The sequence below is a fragment of the Acinetobacter sp. LipI_15 genome (genome assembly GCF_058242865.1).
In genome coordinates this window covers 2846667-2870870 of record NZ_JBZAYN010000001.1, presented here as the reverse complement: position 1 = coordinate 2870870, position 24204 = coordinate 2846667, and the positions used below count along the sequence as shown (strand labels likewise).

Annotated in this window: 15 protein-coding genes; 5 read left to right on the top strand and 10 right to left on the bottom strand. The window is 43.5% G+C overall.

Annotated features, from left to right (window positions below; genetic code table 11):
• Positions 1 to 119 precede the first annotated feature (119 nt).
• Entirely contained in the window at positions 120 to 1580 is a 1461-nt protein-coding gene (locus AC4CU0_RS13570) for an ATP-binding protein (RefSeq protein WP_168377982.1), read from the bottom strand.
• 246 nt (positions 1581 to 1826) lie between these two features.
• A complete protein-coding gene (ompR, locus tag AC4CU0_RS13565) occupies positions 1827 to 2591 on the bottom strand; it encodes an osmolarity response regulator transcription factor OmpR (RefSeq protein WP_078189809.1) in 765 nt (254 codons plus the stop codon).
• A gap of 335 nt (positions 2592 to 2926) precedes the next feature.
• Between ompR and AC4CU0_RS13560 the strand changes: the two genes are divergently transcribed.
• Both AC4CU0_RS13560 and AC4CU0_RS13555 read left to right on the top strand, forming a co-directional pair.
• On the top strand, positions 2927 to 5287 hold the full coding sequence (locus AC4CU0_RS13560) for a Tex family protein (protein ID WP_490743315.1): 2361 nt from the start codon (positions 2927 to 2929) through the stop codon (positions 5285 to 5287).
• A gap of 249 nt (positions 5288 to 5536) precedes the next feature.
• Positions 5537 to 7717: a SulP family inorganic anion transporter gene (locus AC4CU0_RS13555; RefSeq protein ID WP_490743516.1), complete on the top strand. Its 2181-nt coding sequence runs from the start codon at positions 5537 to 5539 to the stop codon at positions 7715 to 7717.
• Between the two features lie 70 nt (positions 7718 to 7787).
• Here the strand turns inward: AC4CU0_RS13555 and AC4CU0_RS13550 are convergent, their stop codons facing one another.
• The 7 genes from AC4CU0_RS13550 to AC4CU0_RS13520 all read right to left on the bottom strand — a co-directional run bounded on the left by AC4CU0_RS13550 (position 7788) and on the right by AC4CU0_RS13520 (position 14076).
• Complete coding sequence (locus AC4CU0_RS13550; protein WP_078189807.1) at positions 7788 to 8102, bottom strand: hypothetical protein; 315 nt, start codon at positions 8100 to 8102, stop codon at positions 7788 to 7790.
• 72 nt (positions 8103 to 8174) lie between these two features.
• Positions 8175 to 9254 (bottom strand): patatin-like phospholipase domain-containing protein, encoded by a 1080-nt coding sequence (locus AC4CU0_RS13545; protein WP_180156606.1) that lies wholly within the window; start codon positions 9252 to 9254, stop codon positions 8175 to 8177.
• Between the two features lie 379 nt (positions 9255 to 9633).
• Positions 9634 to 9768, bottom strand: coding sequence for a hypothetical protein (locus AC4CU0_RS13540; protein WP_490743314.1), 135 nt, complete (start codon positions 9766 to 9768; stop codon positions 9634 to 9636).
• Between the two features lie 101 nt (positions 9769 to 9869).
• Positions 9870 to 11489, bottom strand: a complete 1620-nt coding sequence (locus AC4CU0_RS13535) for an ABC1 kinase family protein (protein WP_111885633.1) — start codon at positions 11487 to 11489, stop codon at positions 9870 to 9872.
• A gap of 18 nt (positions 11490 to 11507) precedes the next feature.
• Positions 11508 to 12176: a ubiquinone biosynthesis accessory factor UbiJ gene (locus AC4CU0_RS13530; protein ID WP_111885632.1), complete on the bottom strand. Its 669-nt coding sequence runs from the start codon at positions 12174 to 12176 to the stop codon at positions 11508 to 11510.
• Positions 12177 to 12192: 16 nt separating this feature from the next.
• The gene (ubiE, locus tag AC4CU0_RS13525) at positions 12193 to 13137 is read right to left on the bottom strand and encodes a bifunctional demethylmenaquinone methyltransferase/2-methoxy-6-polyprenyl-1,4-benzoquinol methylase UbiE (RefSeq protein WP_078189802.1); all 945 of its coding nucleotides are present in this window, start codon (positions 13135 to 13137) and stop codon (positions 12193 to 12195) included.
• Positions 13138 to 13362: 225 nt separating this feature from the next.
• Positions 13363 to 14076: a DUF8198 family protein gene (locus tag AC4CU0_RS13520; protein ID WP_490743313.1), complete on the bottom strand. Its 714-nt coding sequence runs from the start codon at positions 14074 to 14076 to the stop codon at positions 13363 to 13365.
• A gap of 205 nt (positions 14077 to 14281) precedes the next feature.
• Between AC4CU0_RS13520 and pap the strand changes: the two genes are divergently transcribed.
• Positions 14282 to 15700: a polyphosphate:AMP phosphotransferase gene (pap, locus tag AC4CU0_RS13515; RefSeq protein WP_490743312.1), complete on the top strand. Its 1419-nt coding sequence runs from the start codon at positions 14282 to 14284 to the stop codon at positions 15698 to 15700.
• Positions 15701 to 15836: 136 nt separating this feature from the next.
• Here the strand turns inward: pap and AC4CU0_RS13510 are convergent, their stop codons facing one another.
• Entirely contained in the window at positions 15837 to 16358 is a 522-nt protein-coding gene (locus tag AC4CU0_RS13510) for a hypothetical protein (protein WP_180007073.1), read from the bottom strand.
• A gap of 179 nt (positions 16359 to 16537) precedes the next feature.
• On the opposite strand from AC4CU0_RS13510, the gene AC4CU0_RS13505 reads away from it, so the two are divergent.
• Both AC4CU0_RS13505 and AC4CU0_RS13500 read left to right on the top strand, forming a co-directional pair.
• Positions 16538 to 20323 (top strand): exodeoxyribonuclease V subunit gamma, encoded by a 3786-nt coding sequence (locus AC4CU0_RS13505; RefSeq protein ID WP_490743311.1) that lies wholly within the window; start codon positions 16538 to 16540, stop codon positions 20321 to 20323.
• On the top strand, positions 20320 to 24090 hold the full coding sequence (locus AC4CU0_RS13500) for a UvrD-helicase domain-containing protein (protein ID WP_490743310.1): 3771 nt from the start codon (positions 20320 to 20322) through the stop codon (positions 24088 to 24090). Before AC4CU0_RS13505 ends, AC4CU0_RS13500 begins: the two co-directional genes overlap by 4 nt.
• Positions 24091 to 24204: the final 114 nt, after the last annotated feature.

Genomic DNA, 24204 nt, shown 5'->3' with positions numbered 1-24204 from the left:
TTTTTGAAAAAATGTGGGTATAAGATTTTATTATGTTTTTTAAACTACTGAATAATAAAGTTAAAAATATCAATGGTTAAAGCTTAAACAAAACTGTTCGTTGCTTTTTTGAACGCTTGTTAAAAGCGTTCAGTTAAACTTTGCTTAATTTTTTCCAATGGGCTGTTGTTTAATATTTCATCATTTTCGAGTTTTTGCAGTGGTAAAGAAATGATCGCTTCGAGTCCACCTTCTGCTCGATTGTGAATTGAAAGTTGACCTTCGTGAATATCCACAATACGTTTTACAATGGCTAAACCGAGGCCACTGCCTTGAATGGTACGTGCATCATTACCGCGTACAAAAGGTTGCATCAGGTCTTCAATTTGGTCTTCAGGAATTCCTTCGCCATTATCGGCAACGCGAATTTGAATATGGTCGCCTTCATATTCGGTAGACAGTTCAATCGGCTCGGCACCATAGCGTTTTGAATTATTGATTAAATTGCCAATCAGCCGTTTTAACGATAGGCTGCGTGCTTGAATAACGGGCAAGTCTTGAGGTTCAAAGCGAATATCTAAAGGTTTAAATTGAATCACTAATTCCTGCAATAGCGCATTTAAATCAGTATCTTGCGGAACTTCATCTGAACCGTCACGCATATACGAAATGAACTGATTCAGAATCGCATCCATGTCTTCAACATCGTAAATCAAACCTTCTTTTAAAAAGTCATCATCAGGCATCATTTCTGCACTGAGTCGAATACGGGTCAGCGGAGTACGTAAATCGTGGGAAATACCGGCCAACATGATGCGACGATCACGTTCAGTTTGTTCCAGCGTGTAGACCATGTGGTTAAAGGCTTGGTTTACTTCACGGATTTCTTGCGGCCCATGGTTGGTTTCTAAATAAGGGGCAGTGCCGTGTTTACTGTAGTTGTTTGCCGCATCTTGTAAACGTTTTAGTGGACGGTTGAGCTGACGAACCAAGGTTAAGATAATGATGCCAGCAATCAGCGGAATACCCAATAACCAGCCTAAAATCAGCTCTGCGCTATAGTTGGCATAGGTTTTTAAAGGCTCGCGAACCCAGTTGCCATTCATTTCTGGAGTTTGAATCCAGATGCGTGGGTCAGGTTTAAATTGGAAATACACGGTCGCATTATCAATGCGCATTTCTTTGGCCAGTTTCTTTTCAATTTGATTGGTAAAGAACTCTGCAATGACTTTGTCTTTGACGTTGGGGAATTCTTTCGGATCGGTCACATATTCGATCCCGACACGGTTGCGCATCCAGTCGTCGACATCCACTTCGGCATTGTTATGAAAAATCCGTAAATCAGGATTGTTAATGATTTCAAGCTCGACCGCGAGGTAACGAGCATGTTGTTGAATTTCGGGTAAATAGAGTGTCCGCCAAAAGAACCATAAGGACATAAACAGGCTAAAAAACACCACAAATAAGACCAATACGGTGGTCCGCATGGCTGCAGAGCGGGGTTTGATTTTATCGAGGAAGCGTTCCCAAGGTGTCCGTTTTTTTTCGGAGTAGGTAACGTAGTCGGTAAATTCCTGTGGGTCGATGGGTTCGAGTTTCACGCAGAATCCTTTAAGCAAATTTTTTGAAAGGCAGTTTTTATTCTTTGCGATGGAATCTTACTGCTGGAACGTTCTTCGGGAGGAGTTCGTTATGTTACTTTTTAAAAAAGTAACCAAAATTTTTGCCATTCGCTGAACTCGCGCACATTACTTTTATTCAATCAATTTCAAGTGGCTCAGACAGCAGCGAATGGTATTTCCGGACATGAGGTACGGTGACTCGATTCTCAGGTCTTATTTTATGGCTTATTCAGCACCATCTGGAACAAAGACATAACCTACGCCCCAAACGGTTTGAATATAGCGCGCACGTGCTGGGTTTTCTTCAACCAAACGACGCAGGCGAGAAACCTGAACGTCAATTGAACGTTCCATCGCGCCCCATTCACGACCACGAGCAAGATTCATTAACTTGTCGCGTGTCAGTGGTTCACGTGGGTGTTGAACTAATGCTTTGAGTACGGCAAATTCACCCGTTGTTAATGTGACGACTTGACCTTCACGGGTTAATGTACGAGTAGACAGGTCGAGTGACCAAGGACCAAAAGACACCACTTCCATTTGTTGGCTTGGTGCGCCCGGAACTTCACGCACTTGGCGACGTAGGACCGCACGAATACGAGCTAATAGCTCATTCGGGTTAAATGGTTTTGGTAAGTAGTCATCTGCACCGGCTTCAAGTCCTGCAATACGGTCTGAATCGCTACCACGAGCGGTCAGCATAATGATCGGGGTATCGATGCTAGATTGGCGCAGACGGCGGCAAATACTCAAGCCATCTTCAACAGGCAACATAAAGTCGAGCACAATCAGGGAAAAGAGTTCCCGCTGCAACAGACGATCCATCTGAGTCGCATCATGTGCGGTTTTGACCACAAAACCTTTATCTTCTAGGAAGCGTTGTAAGAGGGTGCGTAGACGCACATCATCATCGACAACCAGAATGCGTTCGACTCGGTCGGTTTCGGCTTGTACGGCATCTGTTTTTTCAGCTGGTACAACTAAACTCATGACGTGCTCCTTATTCTTTATTGTCATCGTAAACAAAAAGTCGATTTCACTTGAGTATACGATTCATTTATATAAATTTACTATGCTCTAAAGCAACAAATATTGCAGTTAAAATCAAGACATAGATACCAAATGTATACATGTTGTTCGAATCAGTTTGCTTGTCTAAGTCTCGCTAATTTGCTGTTTCATAGTCAGTTTCGTAAAAAAATGTGTATTTGAGATGAATTGGCATTAAAAATCACGAATAAATTTATAAAAACAATTGTGGATTTTATGGTCTTGGTCTTTATAATCATGGCTTTTAGAACTTATCCTTGCAGGGATCTAATACGATGACTGACTTAGTTCAGCAGTTGGCAAAAGAAATTGCCGTACGTCCAAATCAAATTGAAGCTGCCATCAAGCTCATTGATGAAGGTGCCAGTGTTCCATTTATCGCACGTTACCGTAAAGAAGTGACGCAAGGTCTGGACGATACTCAATTACGTCAGCTCGATACACGTCTGACTTACCTGCGTGATTTATTTGAGCGCCGTGAAAAGGTAATCGAATCTCTAAAAGAACAAAACAAGTTATCTGATGACTTACTTGCTCGCGTGAATGCAGCAGAAACGAAAAATGCTTTAGAAGAGATTTACGCGCCGTACCGTCCAAAACGTACCAGTAAATCATTTAAAGCCAAAGAAGCGGGTTTAGGCCCAATTGCTGAAAAAATCTTTAATGAAGCGGTAGACCCAACCGAAGCTTTAGCTGGTTTTAGTCATGAAGATTATGCTGATGTTGAAAGCCAATTAGACGCGATTCAACACATTTTAATTGATGACTGGGCACAAAATATTGCATTAACCACTGAGCTAAAAGCGACATTTGCGAAAACTGCAGTGTTGAAAAGTTTAGTTGCAAGTGATGAGAAAAAGGAAGTCGGTAAAAAATTCCGTGATTACTTTGATTTCTCTGAAAGCTTAAACAAAGTCCCTTCACACCGTTTACTGGCGATGCTCCGTGGCCGTCAAGAAAATGTCTTAGGCTTAAAAGTCGATGGTGAAGATGATGCACCATTGGCACGTATTGAAACTGAATACAATATAGAAACAGCTCAGCCACAAGCGCGTGCAGATTTTTTAAAACAAACTGCAAAATTGTTCTGGCTCGGTAAAGTTCGTCCTACCATTGAACATTCATTATTGACTGAAAAACGTTTGGCTGCTGAAGCTGAAGCGATGGATGTCTTTGCTGAAAATCTACGTCATTTATTACTTTCTGCTCCTGCAGGCGCACGCTGCACCTTGGGTGTAGACCCTGGCATCCGTACGGGTGTGAAATTGGCTGTTGTCAATGCATCAGGTGATGTTCTTGCACACAGCACTATTTACCCGTTTGCCCCGAAAGAAGATAAAGCAGGTTCAGTTGCTGAACTTGCGCGCCTTTGCCGCGAATTCAATGTTGAATTAATTGCGATTGGTAATGGTACTGCAAGCCGTGAAACTGAAGCGGTTGTGGCTGAAATGATGGCTGCAAATACGGATTTGAATTTGATTCGTGTGTCTGTCTCTGAAGCGGGTGCATCTGTTTATTCAGCATCTGAATTGGCATCTCAAGAATTGCCAGAGCTAGATGTATCTATTCGCGGTGCAGTGTCGATTGCTCGTCGTTTACAAGATCCATTGGCGGAGCTTGTGAAAATTGATCCGAAATCGATTGGTGTAGGTCAATACCAACATGACGTGAACCAAACCGGTTTAGCAAAAACACTAGAAGCGGTTGTGGAAGACTGTGTGAACTCAGTTGGTGTAGATGTGAACACTGCATCATCTGCAATTTTGGGTTATATCGCGGGTTTGAATAAATCAATTGCACAACAAATTGTGGATTTTCGTAAAGAAAATGGTCGTTTTGACAACCGCCAAAGTTTGAAAAAAGTTCCTCGTTTAGGCGAGCGGACCTTTGAACAAGCAGCAGGCTTCTTGCGTATTCAAGATGGTTCTGAACCACTTGATGCTTCTGCTGTTCACCCTGAATCTTATGGTTTAGTAGAAAAAATTGTGGCAGCGAAAGCAACCACAGTCAAAGATATTATTGGTAATACTGAAATTATTCGCCAAGTAAACGCCGAAGAATTTGTGAATGACCAATTTGGTCTACCGACAATTCAAGACGTTTTATCTGAACTTGAAAAACCAGGCCGTGACCCACGTCCAGAGTTCCGCACGGCTAAATTCCGTGAAGACATCACAGAAGTGGCGCAGTTGACTGAAGGTTTACAGCTTGAAGGTGTGGTTACTAATGTAACCAACTTCGGTGCATTTGTTGATGTAGGTGTTCACCAAGACGGTTTAGTTCATATTTCAGAGCTTGCAAATGAATTTGTGGCAGATCCACATAAAGTGGTGAAACCAGGTCAAATTGTACAAGTTCGAGTGTTAAACGTTGATGTTGAACGTAACCGAGTGAACTTGTCGATGCGTGCAGAAGGTGCTGCTGCAGCGAAACCACAACGTCAACCACGTCGTGACAATGCCCAGCAAGAACAACGTGGTGAGCGTAAGTCACATGCGAAACGACCACAGCATGCTCGTCCGCAAGGCGACCGCCCACAAGGTCATAAAAAACCTCAAGCAGCGAAACCACAAGAAAATAAAATTGGTGGTTTAGGTGCGTTGTTATTACAAGCAGGGATTAAAGGTTCGAAGTAATCTTGAACTGTTAAAAAAACCTCCCATTTGGGAGGTTTTTTTTATTTTCTTTTACGGCCTATCAAAGATAAATGAGCTGAATCTTAAACTTCGCAATAAAGTGTAAAAATCACACAAATCACGTATCAAAACACACTATAGAATCGTTCGATTGTCAGACAATATAAGTCACGCCATAAAGTGGTCACAAACTTTAGGCTTTACATACTTACATCTAATTATTTGATATTTATTATAAACGGTAAAATGATGATATCTAAAATTCAACGACATCGATTTCATATTCACGACTTTTTATCTGGAACAGTGGTATTTCTCGTGGCTTTACCACTATGTCTAGGCATTGCATTGGCTTCTGGCGCACCGATTCTCTCTGGCATTATTGCTGGCATTGTCGGTGGTATTTTAGTTGGGGTACTGAGTGGCTCACATATCAGTGTTGCAGGCCCAGCAGCAGGTTTAACAGCAGTCATTTTGGTACAGCTTGAATTACTGGGCGGCAACTATGCCGCCTTTTTATTGTGTATTGTTTTTGCCGGTATTTTACAGATTGGATTTGGCATATTTCGGCTCGGTTTCTTTGCCAACTTTATTCCGAACAATGTCATATTGGGTTTGTTGGCAGCTATCGGGCTGATCTTGATTGGGAGTCAAATACCTTATTTGTTTGGCTTGAACCAATTTTCATGGTCTGTGCTGTGGCAGTCACAGCCGCTCGATTTGCAATGGGATATCGGTGCCGTTCTGATCGGTATAGGTAGCATTGTCTTGATGTTGCTTTGGGAGAGGAGTCCATGCAAAAACTGGGTTCTGCCTTCAGCCTTGGTTGCTGTAGTCCTCGCTGCACTATGTAATGCCATGTTGGTGCTTAGTGGCTCGTCTTTTGCAGTTCATCCATCAAATCTCATCCAACTTCCTAACCTTTGGGATCAGCCACAAAATGTGATGATCTTTCCGGATTGGACCGCATTAAATAATCCTCTGATTTATACGGGCGCTATCACTTTGGCGGTTGTGGCGTCATTAGAAACTCTATTGAATTTAGAAGCAGCAGATAAATTGGATCCGCATAAGCGCTCTTCACCCCCCAACCGAGAGTTATGGGCGCAAGGCATCGGCAATGTCGTTTCGGGTGCTATAGGCGGGATGCCGCTAACGTCAGTAATTGTTCGTAGTTCTGTCAATGCCAGTGCTGGAGCTAAAAGTAAATGTTCTGCCATCTTTCATGGCGTATTGCTCTTGTTTGCCGTACTGTGTTTAGTGCCTTTGATGAACATGATTCCGCTTTCAGCATTAGCCGCAATTTTAATCCTCACTGGGTTTAAACTGACACATCCCAAATTGTTTAAACAGTTGTATTTAAAAGGTTGGAAACAATTTATTCCTTTTATCATTACCTTACTGGCGATTTTATTCACAGACTTATTGCTCGGAATCTTGATTGGTTTAGCCAGTAGTGCGGCCTTTATTTTATATGCCAATTTTAATAAGGGACTGAAGGTGTATAAAGAGCATCATTTACATGGGGTGATTACACGGATTGAATTGCCTTCACAAGTCAGTTTTCTCAACCGTTCGGCATTAATATCTGCATTGGAACATATCCATCGCGGCGAACAAGTGGTGATTGATGCCACACATGTGAGTGATATGGATGCTGATATTTTCCAACTCATTCAAGAGTACCAACAGGAAAAGGCTGTGCAGCGTAAAGTGCAAGTGCAGTTGATTGGTTTCAAGGCACACTATGCCGATGCGCAGGAGGCGGCATTAGATATAGATATCAGTACCGCAGCTTTACAGCAACGTTTGACTCCGGAGGCCGTGCTCGCTTTGCTTAAAGCCGGCAATGAGCGGTTTGTACAAAATGAGCGTTTGCAACGAGATATCTATCGTCAACTGCGGGTGACCGCAGAAGAAGGACAGCATCCGATTGCGGCAGTGTTAGGTTGTATGGATTCTCGTGCGCCGACTGAAATGATCTTTGATGTTGGAATTGGCGATTTATTTAGTTTACGCATTGCGGGGAATGTCGCGGGACAAAAAGTTTTGGGATCATTGGAATTTGCCTGCGAAGCCAAAGGTGCCAAAGTGATCGTAGTGCTTGGTCATACGGACTGTGGTGCGGTTAGCAGTGCTTGTCAGTTGCATTTAGCCGGTCAATCGATTCAGAGCTTGACGCGTATGCCGCATATTCAATATGTGCTGGGGCCACTCAATGAGTCTGTATCGCGTGTTGCCGAATTGATGCAACCACAAACGCTGAGTCCGGCATTTTTAGAGCAAGTGACGCAAATGAATGTGCATTACAACATCCGCTATATTTTGCAAAATAGTAAAGTGCTACGGCAGTTAGTGCAAGAAGGCAAAGTGGCGATCGTTGGTGCGGTGTATGATGTAAAAACTGGACGGGTTAATTTCTTCGGATAAATAAAATCCGATGACATAAAAAAGGATCATCATGAACACATGATGATCCTTTTTATTGAACTAAAATACATTAGCGAATCATCGGTACAATCCAACTGGTAATGATCAGCAAAATACCGAAATGTCCCAATTTACGGGTGACATATACCAATTTTGACGGCTTTTGTTCCAATTGTTTCGCATAGTCTTCGATGCTAATGCCTTGTTTTGCATTACTGGTAAATAAAAACACCGCCAAATCGATACAAATTAAAATGGTACCGACATCTGCCACCACTTCCATTAAATCGTATTGGCCGCTGATCAAGGCAGTTGACACTTGATAAACAAGGAAAAGTGCAAAAGCGATGCAGGCATACTGCAAAACAGTTAAAAATATCCGCATAAATCTATACTAAATAAGCTCAAAATTCTGAAACAGGATTATAGCGTCCCTCGCAAGAGATTACTGTAACGCTTAGAGTGCTTGCATGACTGCTGGAAAGTGTTGCTTTTCAACCAACTCCAAAAACTCATCGCCCATACGCTGACTTTCAGCCACACATTGGTTCCACATTTTAATCCGTTGTTGGTTGTCTAAGCCTTTGAGGGTAAAGTCTTTACGGTCAGGCAGTCGGCCAAGCGGCAAGCTTGCAAGGTATTCTTGTGAAGGTGACAGCAACAGGGTACGCGCCTGATTTTCAGGATTGGCTTGGCGTTTAAATAATTTATCAAACCAACCTGGGGTGATGCTATCCGTGAAATGCGGATACAGCACGATGCCCTGACTTTGGAAGGGTAGGTCAATATGATAGTCAATCAGGCCGCCATCGCGGTAACTGCCTTGTGGCGCATCAGGGATATCACGTATCGCGGCCATGACACCGGGGATAGATGCAGAAGCCATAAGCCACGGCATGACACTGTCTTGAGTCAATGCATGGTAATGCGTGGTAAAGCCATCATCCGCCACAGTAAATTGATGACCTGACACAGGCTGACTAATCACACGCTGCATGAAATAACGACTGTGTTTACGTGCAAGCGCTGTCGTGCCCACGATCCCTGCGACAGAGGCTAACAGCGGCAGGGCTTTATCACTTTGGAAAATATGCTGAGCTTTGACTGAAAGCACAGTGAGGTGATAATCAGGATGATTAACCAGTGCAGCTTCTTGACCTTGAATCAAATCGATCAGCATGCCACGACACACATCGCTGACTTCTTGACGACTCATCTTTTTATGAAAGCTCAGATTGGTATACAGCTCAGAGAGGCGTTTCGTGCCTTCGATAGCTCCCCAAGCAGCAATACTGGCAAAGCGCCAACTGCCAATCGATGAACCAATTAAAGTACGCTTTTGTTGCGCACGTGGCAAAAAGTCAGCAAAAATCGCCTGATCTAAACCTTGAATACCAATGCCTTTCGGGCCACCAGCAGCACCGGGCAGGATATCCACTTGAGCAGCGTTTAAACCTTCTTGTTCAATCAGTTGGCGTGCTAAATGGCCAGCACGGATATTGAGCGCAGGCGGTTTTTTTTGCAAAATTTGAGTCATGGCAGTCGCTTAAAATACAGTCGTAGAATTATTCTAGTGCGTTTTTGCACAGACCCAATGGCTGAAACTTACGACAAATGACTTCTCAGTCATATCAGGGCACCGCTCACGAATGCTGTAATAATTGTTCATTATGCCGATGCAATTGAAACAAACTGAGGCAGACGATTGCCCATGTCGCCATTGGGAAGACCGCCCACGTAAAAAAGTTAATGATAAAAACCACGGCCCCAGCTAATAACCAATAATTTAATCCGGCCATCAGTTTTTGCTGTGGCAAACAAAGTAGGAATAAACAGGGAAGTGCATTAAAGGGAATGATCCACCAAAATGCAGCGCTATGTTGCATCCGATACAGGGTGGTGTTGGCTGTCGGTTGTCAGTTTAGAAAAGGCATGTGCATATTTAATTGAACCAACACATCAAGCAGGGTCGAAAAACTATACAGCAAGGCCGTTGCACATGCTCGGAGTGGATTTCGACCATACAGTACCCCTAAATAACTGTATGACATGGCGTTCAGCCTTATTTAAATTTTTTTTTAATAGCTTTAAGCCCTTTATTGTCAAAAGGCTTAAAGGATTTATGGATACATCAAGATCATTTAAATACAGATTATTTAAACACACGCCAAATGGCAAGTAAGCTTGAAAGTGCAATTAATACGATGGAAACATACCATGGCGCAATTATCGCTATTGATAGGAAGATGGCCATAACACTACCAAAGACCCAACTACGCTTTTGCTGATGTTCCATTTGCAAGCGCATGCTTTGCAGTTCATTGAGTTGTTTTGCATGCCAAGCTGACTGATTTTTTAAACCATTCAGACTGTCGATCATCAGCGTTGGTAAATCTTGCGCACCTAAAAGTAAGTCTGGAATTTTTTGTCCGAGTTCTTTTAAGTTTTTCTGAGGATTCATTTGCGCTTTAATCCAATCGGTGAGGATTGGTTTTGCCAAACTCCAAATATCCAATTCAGGATAGAGATCCGTTCCTAAACCTTCAACATGGACCAAGGTTTTGAGCAGCAACATCAGTTGTGGCGGAATCTCTAAATGGAAACGACGCGCAATATCCATCACTTGAATCAGAATGCCGGCGAAGTCCAATTCATGCATTGGTTTAGAGACCATTGGGCCAACAGTGCGACGCATTTCACGTGCTAAGGCATCTTGATCTGTACCCGGTGGAATCCAACCCGCTTGATGCACGATTTGAATCAGCTGCATAAAGTCGCTGTTCATAACCGCAAGCAGCATGCGTGCTACGGTCATTTGGTCGTGCTTTGAAAGCTCACCCATAATCGCGCAGTCCAAGGCAATAAAGCGTGGATTGCTAGGATTGATGGTTTCGACGAAGACATTCCCCGGATGCATGTCTGCATGAAAGAAGTTGTCGCGGAACACTTGGGTAAAGAAAATGGTGAGCCCTTTTTCGGCTAAATCTTTACGATCCATGCCCAAGCGATCAAAGGTCGCAATATCTGAAATGGGTACACCCGTAATACGTTCTTCGACCATGACATCACGGCTGTCCATATAGACTTCAGGCACGTACATCATGCTTGAACCGGTGAAGTAATGACGCATACGACGGGTGTTATCCGCTTCTAAAGTCAAATCCAATTCATTGAGAATAATTTGACGGTAGTCCTGAATAATTTCAGATAAATGCAGGGCACGAGCGGCTTCTAGACGTTTTTCAAGGAACTGACCAAGCCACTCTAATATTTCAAAATCTTCCAGAATTTGATTGCGAATATTTGGGCGAGTCACTTTTACCACGACTTCACGGCCATCATGCAGGGCTGCAGTATGCACTTGTGCAATAGATGCTGCGGCTAAAGGCTGCTCGTCAAAGCGTGCAAATAAGGTATTCACATCCGCTTTTAGTGATTCCTGAATACGCATTTTGGCAACGTCATTCGAAAAAGGTTTTACACGGTCTTGTAGTAGTACCAATTGCTGTAAAACTTCAGGTGGAATCAAGTCACGACGGGTAGACAGTAATTGCCCCATTTTAATGGCTAGCGGGCCCATCTCTTCCATGGCTTCTTTGAGCTTGAGCGGATTTTTACGCTCGCGGCTTGACCAAGCCGCAGGGTGCATGCGAATGAGAGAAAGAATATGACGGGCTTTTTCCGGTAATTCTTCCGCAGGAAACAACGTGTCGAGTCTATAGTGCGCAGCGATGCGCCAAAGGTCGAGTAAACGTGAAACGTGCGGAATCATATGTGCAATTACCTAGTCTTAAGTGTTGTCTTGTAATGAGTCAATTTGGCTATGCAGTTGCTGAATTTTTGCTTCTGCACGGTCCAGATTTTGATTCAAAATTCGTGTGTCTTGATTCAGGTCATCCATCTGCCAACGTGGGGCAAACAAGCCGGAATCTTCTTTTAACGCGTCTTCAGCAAAGAACAAATGGCTTTGTAAAGTACGTTTGAGATATTTGGGTGCAAGTTGCAACTTACCAATTTCATGCGCAAGGCTTGGACCTATCCAAGGGCTTAAATGCGAAGCTAAATCGGGCTCAGCTTGCTGCATAATGCGTTGGATATCCTGCAATAAATGATAATCACCTTGCAATGGGATATTGCCGACATCTTCAGCCAACAGCAGTTTAAGGAGCTCGACGACCGTTTTGACATGCAAGGTCGCCGTTGCTTCGGTCGTACTTGACTGCTGCTCGTAAGGGCGTTGCTCAAAGATAGATGCGGTTTCAGAGTGTCCTGTTGGCGTCGGTTCTAAGCGAACTTTCTGATTGTCAAAAAACACATCCACCGACAACTGTGGTGAATCGATCACCACACGAAGCATTTTGCCTTGCAATTCATTTAGTTGGATGCGAGTAATCGCATCCAAATCAATGACATGATGAATTAAGCGTTCAACTGCACCAAGTGCGAGAATCGACCACATAGTTCAGCCTGCAGTATTAAAGTTTGAAACCACGATGTACGGCTACGATACCACCCGTTAAGTTGTGATAATCACAGTTTTGGAAGCCTGCATTTTCCATCATACCTTTAAGAGTACGTTGGTCTGGGTGCATACGAATTGATTCTGCAAGGTATTTATAACTTTCAGAGTCATTTGCTACGATTTTTCCCATAATTGGTAATGCAGTGAATGAGTATAAGTCATACAGTTTTGAGAATGGTTCAAATACCGGTTTAGAGAATTCTAAAATCAGTAAACGACCACCTGGCTTAAGAACGCGGTACATTGCAGCAAGAGCAGCATCTTTGTCAGTCACGTTACGTAGACCAAATGAAATGGTTAATAGGTCAAAACTGTTGTCTGCAAAAGGTTCTAAAGTTTCAGCATTGGCCAAAACGAAATCGACATTGGTACAACCAGCATCAATGAGGCGGTCACGACCGACATTGAGCATCGATTCATTAATGTCTGAAAGCACCACATGACCTGTCGGGCCAACTTCACGGCTAAATACTTTGGCAAGGTCACCAGTACCGCCTGCAATATCTAGGACGTGCTGACCGCGACGTACACCAGACATGTTAATGGCAAAACGTTTCCATAGACGGTGAATACCAAATGACATTAAGTCATTCATGATGTCGTATTTTGCAGCCACTGAGTGGAAAACTTCCGCGACTTTTTGTGCTTTATCTTCGCTGCTCACGGTTTGATAACCAAAGTGCGTGGTTGCCCCAACGTTACCAGTATTCGCGCCACGTGGCAGATTATATTTGGGTACTGAACCTGTCACAGGTGTGTCGGTCAGACGTTGTTCTAAAGATTGTTGCTGACCTTGCGCTGTCCCTTGTGGTAAAGGCTCAGTTAAGAATGGACTCACTTTGTCTGTATTTTGTGCCGACTCAGGTGTAGGGGCAGGCGTTTGATTCTCGTTAGACATTAGAGTCACTCCTAACTTATAAATAGGGTTAATGTTGCTTTGCAAGCATGATGACAGATTCTCTGTTGTTATACAGCAGTCATTTGCATTTGTTGTGAATAATATACAGAAAAAATAAGGGTCTGCTGTAATTGCTTTGCAAATCCCCTATAAAAAATCTGAATTCAGCCTTGCAAGCCCAGTTTGTTTTATATCAAACATGGACTTTATGGGATGTGAGTTTTGTTAAGCCGCAGGCTGAAACGGGTTCGGGTCTCCGGCATGTACACGGTCAACGATTTTGCGTTCTACAGCGGTAAATTCGCGGACAAATTTTTCTGCTGACTTGAGCGGTTTCATTGCCAAGAAGCCATCTTGCATAAAGTCATACATCACTTCGAAGTTATATTTTATTGCTGCACCTTTGCACATCTTAAAGGCGGTATAGACCATAAATGAGCGCATATATTTATCTAAATTACGACCTAAATCGTCCAATAGTTGCAGCTGTAACATACGGTCCTTGCCCTGATCGAGCTTAAGATAAGTCTGGCGCATCATTTCATCGGTTAGGGGCAGATTGGATGGATAATCTTCTAATAATTGCATGGCCACTTGTTCATCAAGCTGTACGGCTAAAATGGCAAGTTGTACGCCCGAAGTACCAGTCTTTATAGCATTGTCTGGAATCAATTTTTCAGCTTTGTGCGCATAGCGGGTGAGACGTGCAATTTGTGCTGCTAATGCATCGAAATCAGGGCCGCCATATAAACGGTTAATAAAATATTCAGACATCAGCACATTGTGTTTTTCAGCAAATTGCACAGCATGCGTACGTTGCATGCGCTGCTTTTGCCACTGCTGGACATCTTGTAAACGCTGTAAAATTTCTGGCTTTTTGTGGTAATTCAACTGGTAATACAGTTCAAGTAAATCATCTAATACCGCAAGTTTGGACATTGAGTGTCTCAATTATTTTTTAGATGTTTGAATCTTAGTGGGTGTTGGAGCTTAGGGCTATGACAAAGTGACGAAATTACAGGTCAATCTGAGTCAGTTTGTTGCAGAAACGGTCATATTTTGCATTTCAGCATATACATGAAAGCATTGTTGTGGGGTGAAGGGCATGGTTATACTCAAAACAGAATAAAACCAAGGGTCCGCCATGAGCTTAAAAGAAACAGAATTTCAATTGATGGATGAAGAACAACTCTCGGTTGAGCTGATTGAAGCGCAGTATCAACTAAAAAATACCAGCCGTCAGCCCAATGCCAAAAGCGTGTTGATTTTAGTCAGCGGAATCGAGCTTGCGGGTAAGGGCGAGGCTGTCAAACAGCTCCGCGAATGGGTCGATCCACGCTACTTAAGGGTGAAAGCGGATGCCCCGATCATGTTTAATCAAAAACAAACCTTTTGGCAGTCTTATGCACGGTTTATTCCTGCCGAAGGGCAAATCATGGTGATGTTTGGAAACTGGTACAGTGACTTACTGAGTACCGCCATGCATGTGTCGAAGCCTTTGGATGAAACCTTATTTGATGAATATGTCGAGAACATGCGGGCTTATGAACGAGACCTAAAAAATAATCATGTCGATGTGATTAAGGTCTGGTTCGATTTATCTTGGAAATCTTTACAAAAACGTTTGGATGAAATGGACCCGAGTGAAGCGCGTTGGCATAAATTGCATGGTTTAGATTGGCGCAATAAAAAACAATATGACAACCTACAACGTTTACGTCAGCGTTTTAGTCATGACTGGGTCATCATCGACTGTGAAGATGAGCAAGTCCGTGATCAACAATTTGCACAGCATATTTTACGGACCTTAAAACATTGTCCAACACATGAAACCACGGCGGTGGGGCGCTGGAAACAAGCCAAAACCCCACAGGCGTTATTGGAACCCAGCACTGCCGTCGCTGATGAGGCTGATTATAAAAAAGAATTAAAAAAATTAAGCCGCAAGGTGGCTGAAGCTTTACGTTTTGATTCACGCAATGTGGTGATCGTCTTTGAAGGGATGGATGCGGCAGGGAAAGGCGGGGCAATTAAGCGCATTGTCAAAAAGTTAGATCCGCGCGAATATGAAATTCATACCATTGCAGCACCCGAAAAATATGAGCTACGCCGTCCATACTTATGGCGCTTTTGGAATAAAATTCTCCCTGAAGAAAAGATCACGATTTTTGACCGCAGTTGGTATGGTCGCGTCTTGGTTGAGCGGATTGAAGGCTTTGCCAATACGGTTGAATGGCAGAGGGCGTATGATGAAATCAACCGTTTTGAAAAGGACTTATATGACAGTCAAACGGTCGTCATCAAGTTCTGGTTAGCCATTGGAAAGGATGAGCAAGCTGCACGGTTTAAAGCTCGAGAAGAAACCGCGCATAAGCGTTTTAAAATTACTCCAGATGACTGGCGGAATCGTGACCGTTGGGATGACTATCTCAAAGCTGCCGCAGATATGTTGCAACGTACGGATACAGAATATGCGCCGTGGCATGTGATTGCGACCAATGACAAACATAGTGCGCGCTTACAGGTATTAGAGACGATCTTAGCGCAATTGAAAGCAGATTGAATGCATGAAAAAAGCCACGATATTCGTGGCTTTTTTCATTTTCAAAACTAGCTCATTTTCAGATCTACTTAATCTTTAGATCTATGGTTTAGATCACTTTGATTTGTAAACTATGTTGATGCGCTAGATATCGCCGTTAACCATTGTTCGGCGTTGGGACAGGTTGGTTCGGAAATTTCTGTTGAATACGCTTCGCCAATTGGTAGCTTTCTTCCACATGGGTTTCAGCGACTTTTTTCATCACGATATAACCCAAACTGGCTGCTACCAATTGTCCACCTAGCGGAATAAATTTGGTCACTTGTTTGGTAATATATTTTGCTGCAATGTTATTCAGCGATTTTTTCATCGCGGTTCGTGCAACCACTAAACCAGAAAATTCGACACCACGTTTACGCAGTTCTGTCCAATGAATCTGTTTGGTTTTCGGGTCATACACACTAATTTGATCTGGTGCTAAACCAAAACGCGCATTAATTTCTGGAATGAGCTGTGACAAAATTCCGACGTCAATCACCACATCCAAAAATGGCACAGGAATAATGGCTGCACCTGCTGAAAAATAAGCACGTTTTTTCACAAGCTCTAAACATTCAGCGCGAATAATTTCCAGATTTAAGTTAGGGTCGATGGAATCAGGAATGTTATCAATTTTCATAAGCAGATACCCTTGATACTGGATTGGTTTTTTTCTCATAAAGTATCATTAAGATACTTGTTTAAAAGCATTTTTTGCAATCTATTCTCTTGTCAAAGTCGCATAGACAGCCCAAGATGTATAGTAAATAATCATTGTTGTTTTGTAGTAGTTGGTCACGCAGGCTGTATAGGTAATCCATGGCAATACATGTAATTCAAAGTCAACGAATCGAAGTTTTGGTGGATTGTCTGATCGAAAAATTAAAATCGAATCAATCGACCAATGCTTTGTCTGTCTTGCAAGAACGACATATCGTGGTGCCCGATCAAGCCATTGCTGCATGGTTAGAAAAACAAATTGCTGAAAAAATCAGTATTAGTGCCAATATTAAGCATCATCGTAAAATTTTAGGGCTGCAGTGGAAAGCCTACGATTGGGCCTTGCCGAATAAACAAGACCGTGAGCGGATTAAAGGTATCAACATGCCGCCGTTGATTATGCAATGGCGTATTTATAATGCTTTAGCGGTTTTTATTGCGGCTGATCAGTTTGATGCAGCACAGATTCCGACAGATGTGCAGCCCTTAGTCCAGCGTATTTTTGACAGTACAGTACAGCTCTCCGATCGAAAAAAACGTGAGCAAAAGCGGCAAGAAATGTTGTACTGGATCGCTGCTCAAGTCACTCGGCTTTTTACCAACTACATGGCCTTTCGTGGCAGTTGTATTCATACCCCAGATGAAGGTGTTGAGCACTGGGTTTGTCCACATTGCGATACTGACTGGCTAAAAGCGTGGAGTTATAACCAGCCGTTAAATATTATGCAACTTACAGGTCTGAAACCTGAACAAGCTGATGAATATCTACCGACTCAGGCTCGACAACTGGAGCATTGGCAGCGTTGGCTGTGGCATCAAGTATTCCAAAAAGACTTTAATGACCGTCAGGAAATAGACAATAAATTTTGGTTTGCCTTGGCGCATGCTGAGCAAAATCGGCAGCAGCAATTTGATTTGGATGCTGAGGATGATGAACGCGATGATGATGAGCGTCACCAAACCTATAACGGTTTACCTGAACAGATTTTTGTCTTTACTACCTTAGAACTACCACCTGCACAACTCAAATTTTTATATCGTTTGGCGGCGTATACCGAAGTACATTTGTTGTATTTCAACCCATCGCGTGAGTATTGGGCAGACATGGTCGATCCTGTTTGGAAAGATCGTTATAACCTAAAATTGCAACAGCGTTATATTGAACGAAATCCTAATGTCAGCACGGCACAAATTCAGGCCTATCTGAGTACAACCAATGCGGAATTTCGTGAATCTCAGCATTCATTACTGACGCGTTTAGGTAAACGTGCGCGGGATAACTTTGCATTATTGGTGAATATGTCTGGTGGCGAAGGTTGGGAAGATATTTTTCCAGACACCGAGCCGACAACGCTGCTCGCTCAAATTCAATATGACATCATGACCTTAGAAGAACCCAAGCAGCATCAATATGCACTCGCGGGTTCAGATGAATCGATTCAATTTCATGTCTGTCATTCTAGCCTGCGTCAGTTAGAAGTTTTACGTGAGCAGTTGGTACATTGGTTGGCCGAGGGCACGGAACAGGAGCCACGCCATCCGAGTGATATCTTGGTATTGGTGCCAAATTTAAAAGAACTGGAACCGCATATTCGGACGGTCTTTTCGACGACTCGTGGCATGGGTCGCAGTGCTGTGGATTTACCTTATATCCCAGTCAAAATTACAGGGGTGGTCAGCCAAGATATTCAAAATGCATGGCAAGCTTTCGTTGGACGCATTGAAATTAGCCAAGGTCGTTTTACCGCAGAAGATTTTCATGATTGGCTGAATTTGAATGCGGTGCAAGAACTGTATCAGCTCGACCATGTGCAAATGGAACGTATGATGGAGCTGCTGATTCAAGCCGGTTTCCGTCGTGGTTTAGACGAACAGCACATGTTGGCATATTTGTCCGAGCAAGACCGAGATTATCGTTATACCTTTAAATTTGCATTAGACCGTTTGGCGTTAGGAATTGCGATACCACAACATGCCGTATTTGAGGACACGTTAAGTTTTGCAGGGGTGTCGAGTAGTGATTTTGAGTTGGTGCAAACTTTAATTCAGATCTACCGAGATATCAGTGCGCGTCGAGATTGGCTCAATCCGAATCTCAGCGAACAGACGGTCAAAGTGTGGTTGCAACAATTAGACGCAGATTTGAAGCCTTTTGTGGAAGCCAGTGGTCGAGCATTTGAAACCATTCGCAGTGTAATGCGTGCGATGACGCAGCGTCTGCACAATGCTCAAAGTGATAAAGTTGAGTCACTCCCAAACAGCTTTAATTTGCCATTATCTTTGCTGCTCAAAGAAATACAACAAGGCATCGATAGCTCTGCCGATCAGATCGAACCGACAGGATCAGTGACCTTTGCGGACATGGGGAAAATCCGCCAAGTCCCATTTTCATTGGTGGTGTTAATGAACATGGATAGCGGCAAATTTCCGCGTCGTGATCAGCAAGTGCCTTTTGATTTGATGGATGTGTTTAAACCGGTTTTGGGTGATCGCTCTCGTTTGGAAGATGATAAAGGTGCATTTCTAGATGCCTTGTTATTTGCCCGACAGTCCTTGTGGATTTTCTATAATGGCTTTGATGTCAATGATGGTGAAAGTCGTGAACCATCATCTGTCATTTATGAGTTTAGCCAGTTCCTCGCACGGATGATTCAGCCGCAGCAATTGAACCAACCCCATGATGCCATGCTGGATTTGGATGGCTTACGCATTCCACAGCAGCTCGAGCCGCTATACCATATTTATCCTTTGCAGCCTTTTGACCCGATGGGTTTTCAGCAGTCGAAAAACTTACGATATAAAGATCAATGGTTTGCTGTGGCGGAACATATTTTAGATCAGTCGGGACAACGCCAATCGTGGATTAACCGTGATTATCCTGTGCATGATGAGCAAGAAGTACGGGTATTAGATGGTCAGGAATGGATTAAAGATGTGGTGTTTCCTGCCCGTGCATATTTGAAAACGCTTGGCGTGGCCAGTGTCTATACTGGTGACCAATTGCCGCAGCAAGAGCCTTTGTTGCTGGACCGTTTACAGCAATATCATGTCCGTGACTTATTGCAAAAGCATTATGTGCAGCCTGCCTCTCGTGTCGATCAAACAGAGGATCAGAACTCTACGACCTCAGCTGAACCCGATATGGCCTTGTTCCAAGATGTACTGCCTGTGGGACATAGTCAAATAGCGACTTGGAAGCTCAGTTTGCAAGAGCAGGCACAGTTATTAGAGCGTTTGGATGGACGCCGTGTAACCGCGACCACCTTACAAAACTTACAGCTTGAACCGCATTTGATACTGAGCATCACCGTGCCTGAAGACTCTCAGAGTATGCATTGGTTAAGCTGTATGGCGTCTGGGGCAAAGCCTAAGCGTCAGACGCAAACCTGGCTCGAATATCTGCTGTGGTTGAGCTATTTAGACTTAGGCGATGAGGGCGCGACGTATCGTCGTGAAGTGATTTGTAATGATAAAAGCATAGTCTGTTGTGGATTAAGCTCTGCACAAGCCAAGCTGCAGCTCAGTGAATGGGTGGCGATGTGGAAACATGCACAAAAACGTCCTGTGGTGCTGCCTGCTGCCTTAATTCGCCAAGAAAAATGCACTTGGGTGGAGAATGAAACAGGCCAGCTCATGCCAGATAATTTTGCAAAGCTTCAAGAGGAATGGCTGAAAAATCATAGTTTTGGTGGAGTGGAGTTGGAGTCGAATGAAGCCAATAGCCACCATCGTGATTGGAGCTTTATTTTACAGCAACAAGCGGCAGATGAGCTTCTGGCATTGTCCTGTCGTTATTATGCAGAACGTTTATATCATGTGATGGATACCGAGGCGGATGACGGCCTAAAAAAACTCAATGTCATCAAGCCTGAGGTGAAAAAATGAATATGCCACAGCAAACGATGAAAATGTCCACCAACCCGATTGCAGACATGAGCTTTACCGGACTGCACTGGATTGAAGCCTCGGCGGGTACAGGAAAAACCTATACGCTTTCCAGTCTGATGGTGCGGATTTTTCTCGATCGCTATATGCCAAATCAGGTCATTGCCACCACCTTTACACGTAAAGCCACAGCGGAACTCAAAGCGCGGGTACGACTGCGGATTGAAGAAACCCGTGACTTTATTTATGGCCTGCTCGCGGCACCTCAAAATGAGTTGGCCGAACTTCAGCAAAGTTTGAGCGACCCTTTGTATCAGCAAGTGCTGAAAGATCATGGGGATCATTTAGATTATGCCTACAATCGTCTGAACGTGGTCTTACAACAATATGAAGAATTGTTTGTTGGGACCTTGGACAGCTTTAGTCAAAAGTTATTACGTGAATTTGCCTTTGAAAGTGGTCGTATCGAACAGGTGCAAATCAGTGATGATGAAGACCTGCATATTGAACGTATTATTCATGATTTATTAAGAGATTGGATCCAGCAGCAGCCTGCACATTTGATTGAATATTTGATGTTGAATCATCAGTTGAAAGGTCCTGAATATTATCTGGGCGTGGTAAAGGAAAGTCTAAATTTCCCATCGGTGGATTTGCGCGTCCCTGAATTACCTGAAAATGCCTTAGCGCATTTTGAGGCGATGTGTCAACAGCTTGCGCAAATGCTGCCTGATGCTCGTGTAGAACTTGCAGCGTGTTTTGATGCCGCAAGTCATTATAAAAACCTGGTGGACGCTCGACGTTTTAATAAAGGGGCATTTTTTGTCACCTTTAACACACGCATTCCCGAGTTTTTACAGCACTTTGAAGCTGCGGGTAGCCAAGGGGTTTTGACCCAGTCCGACGTGTTACAACCGACGATGAAAGCCATTCGCTCATTGTTTTATGATCCGAATAAAACTGAATTTAAGCCACGTGTCTTTAAAGACAAAGTCGTTGAAGAGCAGCCTGATGTCTCAAAAGCGTTTTATCAACATGCTTTTGTTCAACAACTCCGAGCGGTGCTCAGCGCTTATGAACATATCAATCAAGCAGAACAATACCTGAATTTTTATTTGGCGCAGGAAGTCAAAAAGCGTTTGCCTCAAGTGTTGTCCCACGCTGGCGAAACCACCTTTTCACAACAAATTAGGACCTTATCGGAAGCCTTACAGCAAAGTTCAGCAGCGGGGAAAGATAGTTTTGCTGCCCATGTTTTAGCACGATATCCGCTGATTTTAGTCGATGAATTTCAAGACACCAACCAAGATCAAGATGACATGCTGTCCAGTATTTGGCGGGTCAAGGAGCGCTTACATCAGGGCTGTATGATTATGGTCGGCGACCCGAAACAGGCGATTTATGGATTCCGTGGCGGTGACATGCTGACCTATCGTAAAGCGCGTCATGATATTCAAAGCAAGGGTGGACGTTGTTATACCTTGAACAAAAACCATCGTTCAGTCAAAAATTTGGTTGAAGTGGTGGATGCCTTGTTTCATCGGCAAATGGACTTTGGTGAGCAAGTTGAATACACCCCAATTCAAGCAGGTGAGCGTGAGCATCCGCCGTTGATTGATCATGATCAAGTCAATCCACAACCTCTGCGTTGGTTGGCTTTGGATGAAACGCTGAATGAAGCTGAGCAAGTGGCTTGGCAGATTCAGTCATTGCTCAACCAAGCGCAGCAAGGACATTTATATTTTCAAGACAACAATACCCAGCGAGCACTGACAGCAAACGATATTGCGGTCTTGGGGCAAAACCATTTCGACTTAGAGCAAGTGCAACAATGTTTATTGCAGCTCGGCGTTCCTTGTTATAAAGCATCTCGGGACAGTGTCTATAAAAGTTCCGTCGCACAAGATGTAGCCGCTTTGCTGACGGCGATTTTAAATCCTTATCAAGAAGCCAAGGTGAAACGTGCGCTGCTGAGCCGTTTATTGGGTTTTGATCTGAAACAACTGGTCGCACTCGAACAGCAAGCGGATGGACTGAGCGAAATTATCGAAAAACTCGAACAGATTCGACAAATTTGGAATGAGCAAGGATTCCGCAGCGCGTGGAATAGCTGCATGACGGTCTTTCAGGTGTGGACGCGTTTGGTGGCTGGGCAAAGTCGAGATAATGAACGCACAGTGGTGAATTTACGCCATATCGCAGAATTATTAAGTCAGCAAAGTGAACATTACACAGGTGCACATAAGCTTTATCAATGGTTTATTCGCCAAATCAATTTAGGCATCAATAATGAAAGCACCCAAGAGCGAAAATTGACTGGGCAATTGGGGGTGCAATTGATGACGATCCATGCATCCAAAGGCTTAGAGTTTGGTTGTGTATTTTTATTGGGAGCAAATGCCGGCTTAAGTGAAAAAGGCAATTTGAATTTTTCCCTTAAAGACAATCAGCAAAAAAGCCTTGGGTTAGAACGTGTGATTGCTGTGAAGTCTTCGGATTTACCCGAAGATGATATTCAACAAAATGATGCGCGCAATGAAGCAGAGCACCATCGCTTGTGGTATGTGGCGTTGACCCGTGCCAGTTATCGTGTCTATGCCGTGCTGCGTCATCATGAAGTAGAAAAGAAACAAGTGGCAGAAGCGCGTTCAGGACTGACTTTTTGGCGTGGAAGCGAACCTGATCTGTTCCAACATGCAGAAAGTGTGGATGCTGATGTTTTGCGTGCAGCACCACCAATTTTGACTCAGACTCAGGTTGAAACTGTTGTATTAGACGCGGAAGAAATTCCCAATAGCCATTTTTATCCACGGGAAACCACCAGCTTTACCGCGCTCACGCGCACGACACATAAGGCACATATACAACGTGACCAACTGGCAGCGGCAATGAACGAACAGGAAGACAGTGCTGCCGATGAAGTGGAACAAATTGAAATCATTGAAGCAGAAACTGCAGAGAAAATTAGTTGGATTAAACGGCATTTTCCAAAGGGAACCAAGCCCGGAAGTTTCTTGCATAAATTGATGGAAAAAGTTCGATTTAGCACCCCAGAAGAGAAGTTGGCCAAAGCCATCGCATCACGTTTTCATAGTGATGTTGAGTTTGATTCGCCGCAAATGTTGCAAAACTTAATGAAACAGTTCGGGCAAACGGCGAACCCTGAACAAGATGAAACTGAACTGATTGAAGAAATGCGGGAATGGTACAGTCAAATTATTCATACACCATTGCATGATGGTTTTAGGCTGCATCAGTTAAACGATGGTGAATACCGTTCAGAAATGGACTTTCATTTAAGTATGGCAGATCGTGCATTGGCGATACGTAAAATACGCATGCTATTTGAAAGCCTAAATGAGCCAGATTTACAGATACAAGATTTGAATGATGTGTTTACGGCACGCTATCTGACGGGGTCGATTGACTTGGTGTATTTTGATGGTCAGCGTTATCACATTGCCGATTATAAAAGTAATTTCTTAGGCGATCAGACCGCACATTATAATCATGCCTATATTCGAGAAAGTATGAGTCATTCCAGTTACTGGTTGCAGGCTGCATTATATTTGGTGGCCCTGCATCGTTATTTGAAAGCCGTGATGAAAGACTATGATATGACGCAGCATTTGGGTGGGGCGAGTTATCTGTATCTTCGTGGTATGGATGGACAGTCCGATCGTGGAGTATATCACTGGAAGCCGGCGGATACATTCATTCAAAACCTCGATGCAATATTGAGCGAAAAGGTTGTGGCTAAAACGTGAAAAAGCACGAAAAAGATAAAAATATTCACGCTGAAACAATAAGTTGCTTTGTGGATAAGTTTGAGGATAACTGTGTGGAAAATGATCAAAAAGCCTTGTCAGCACAGCCTTTGC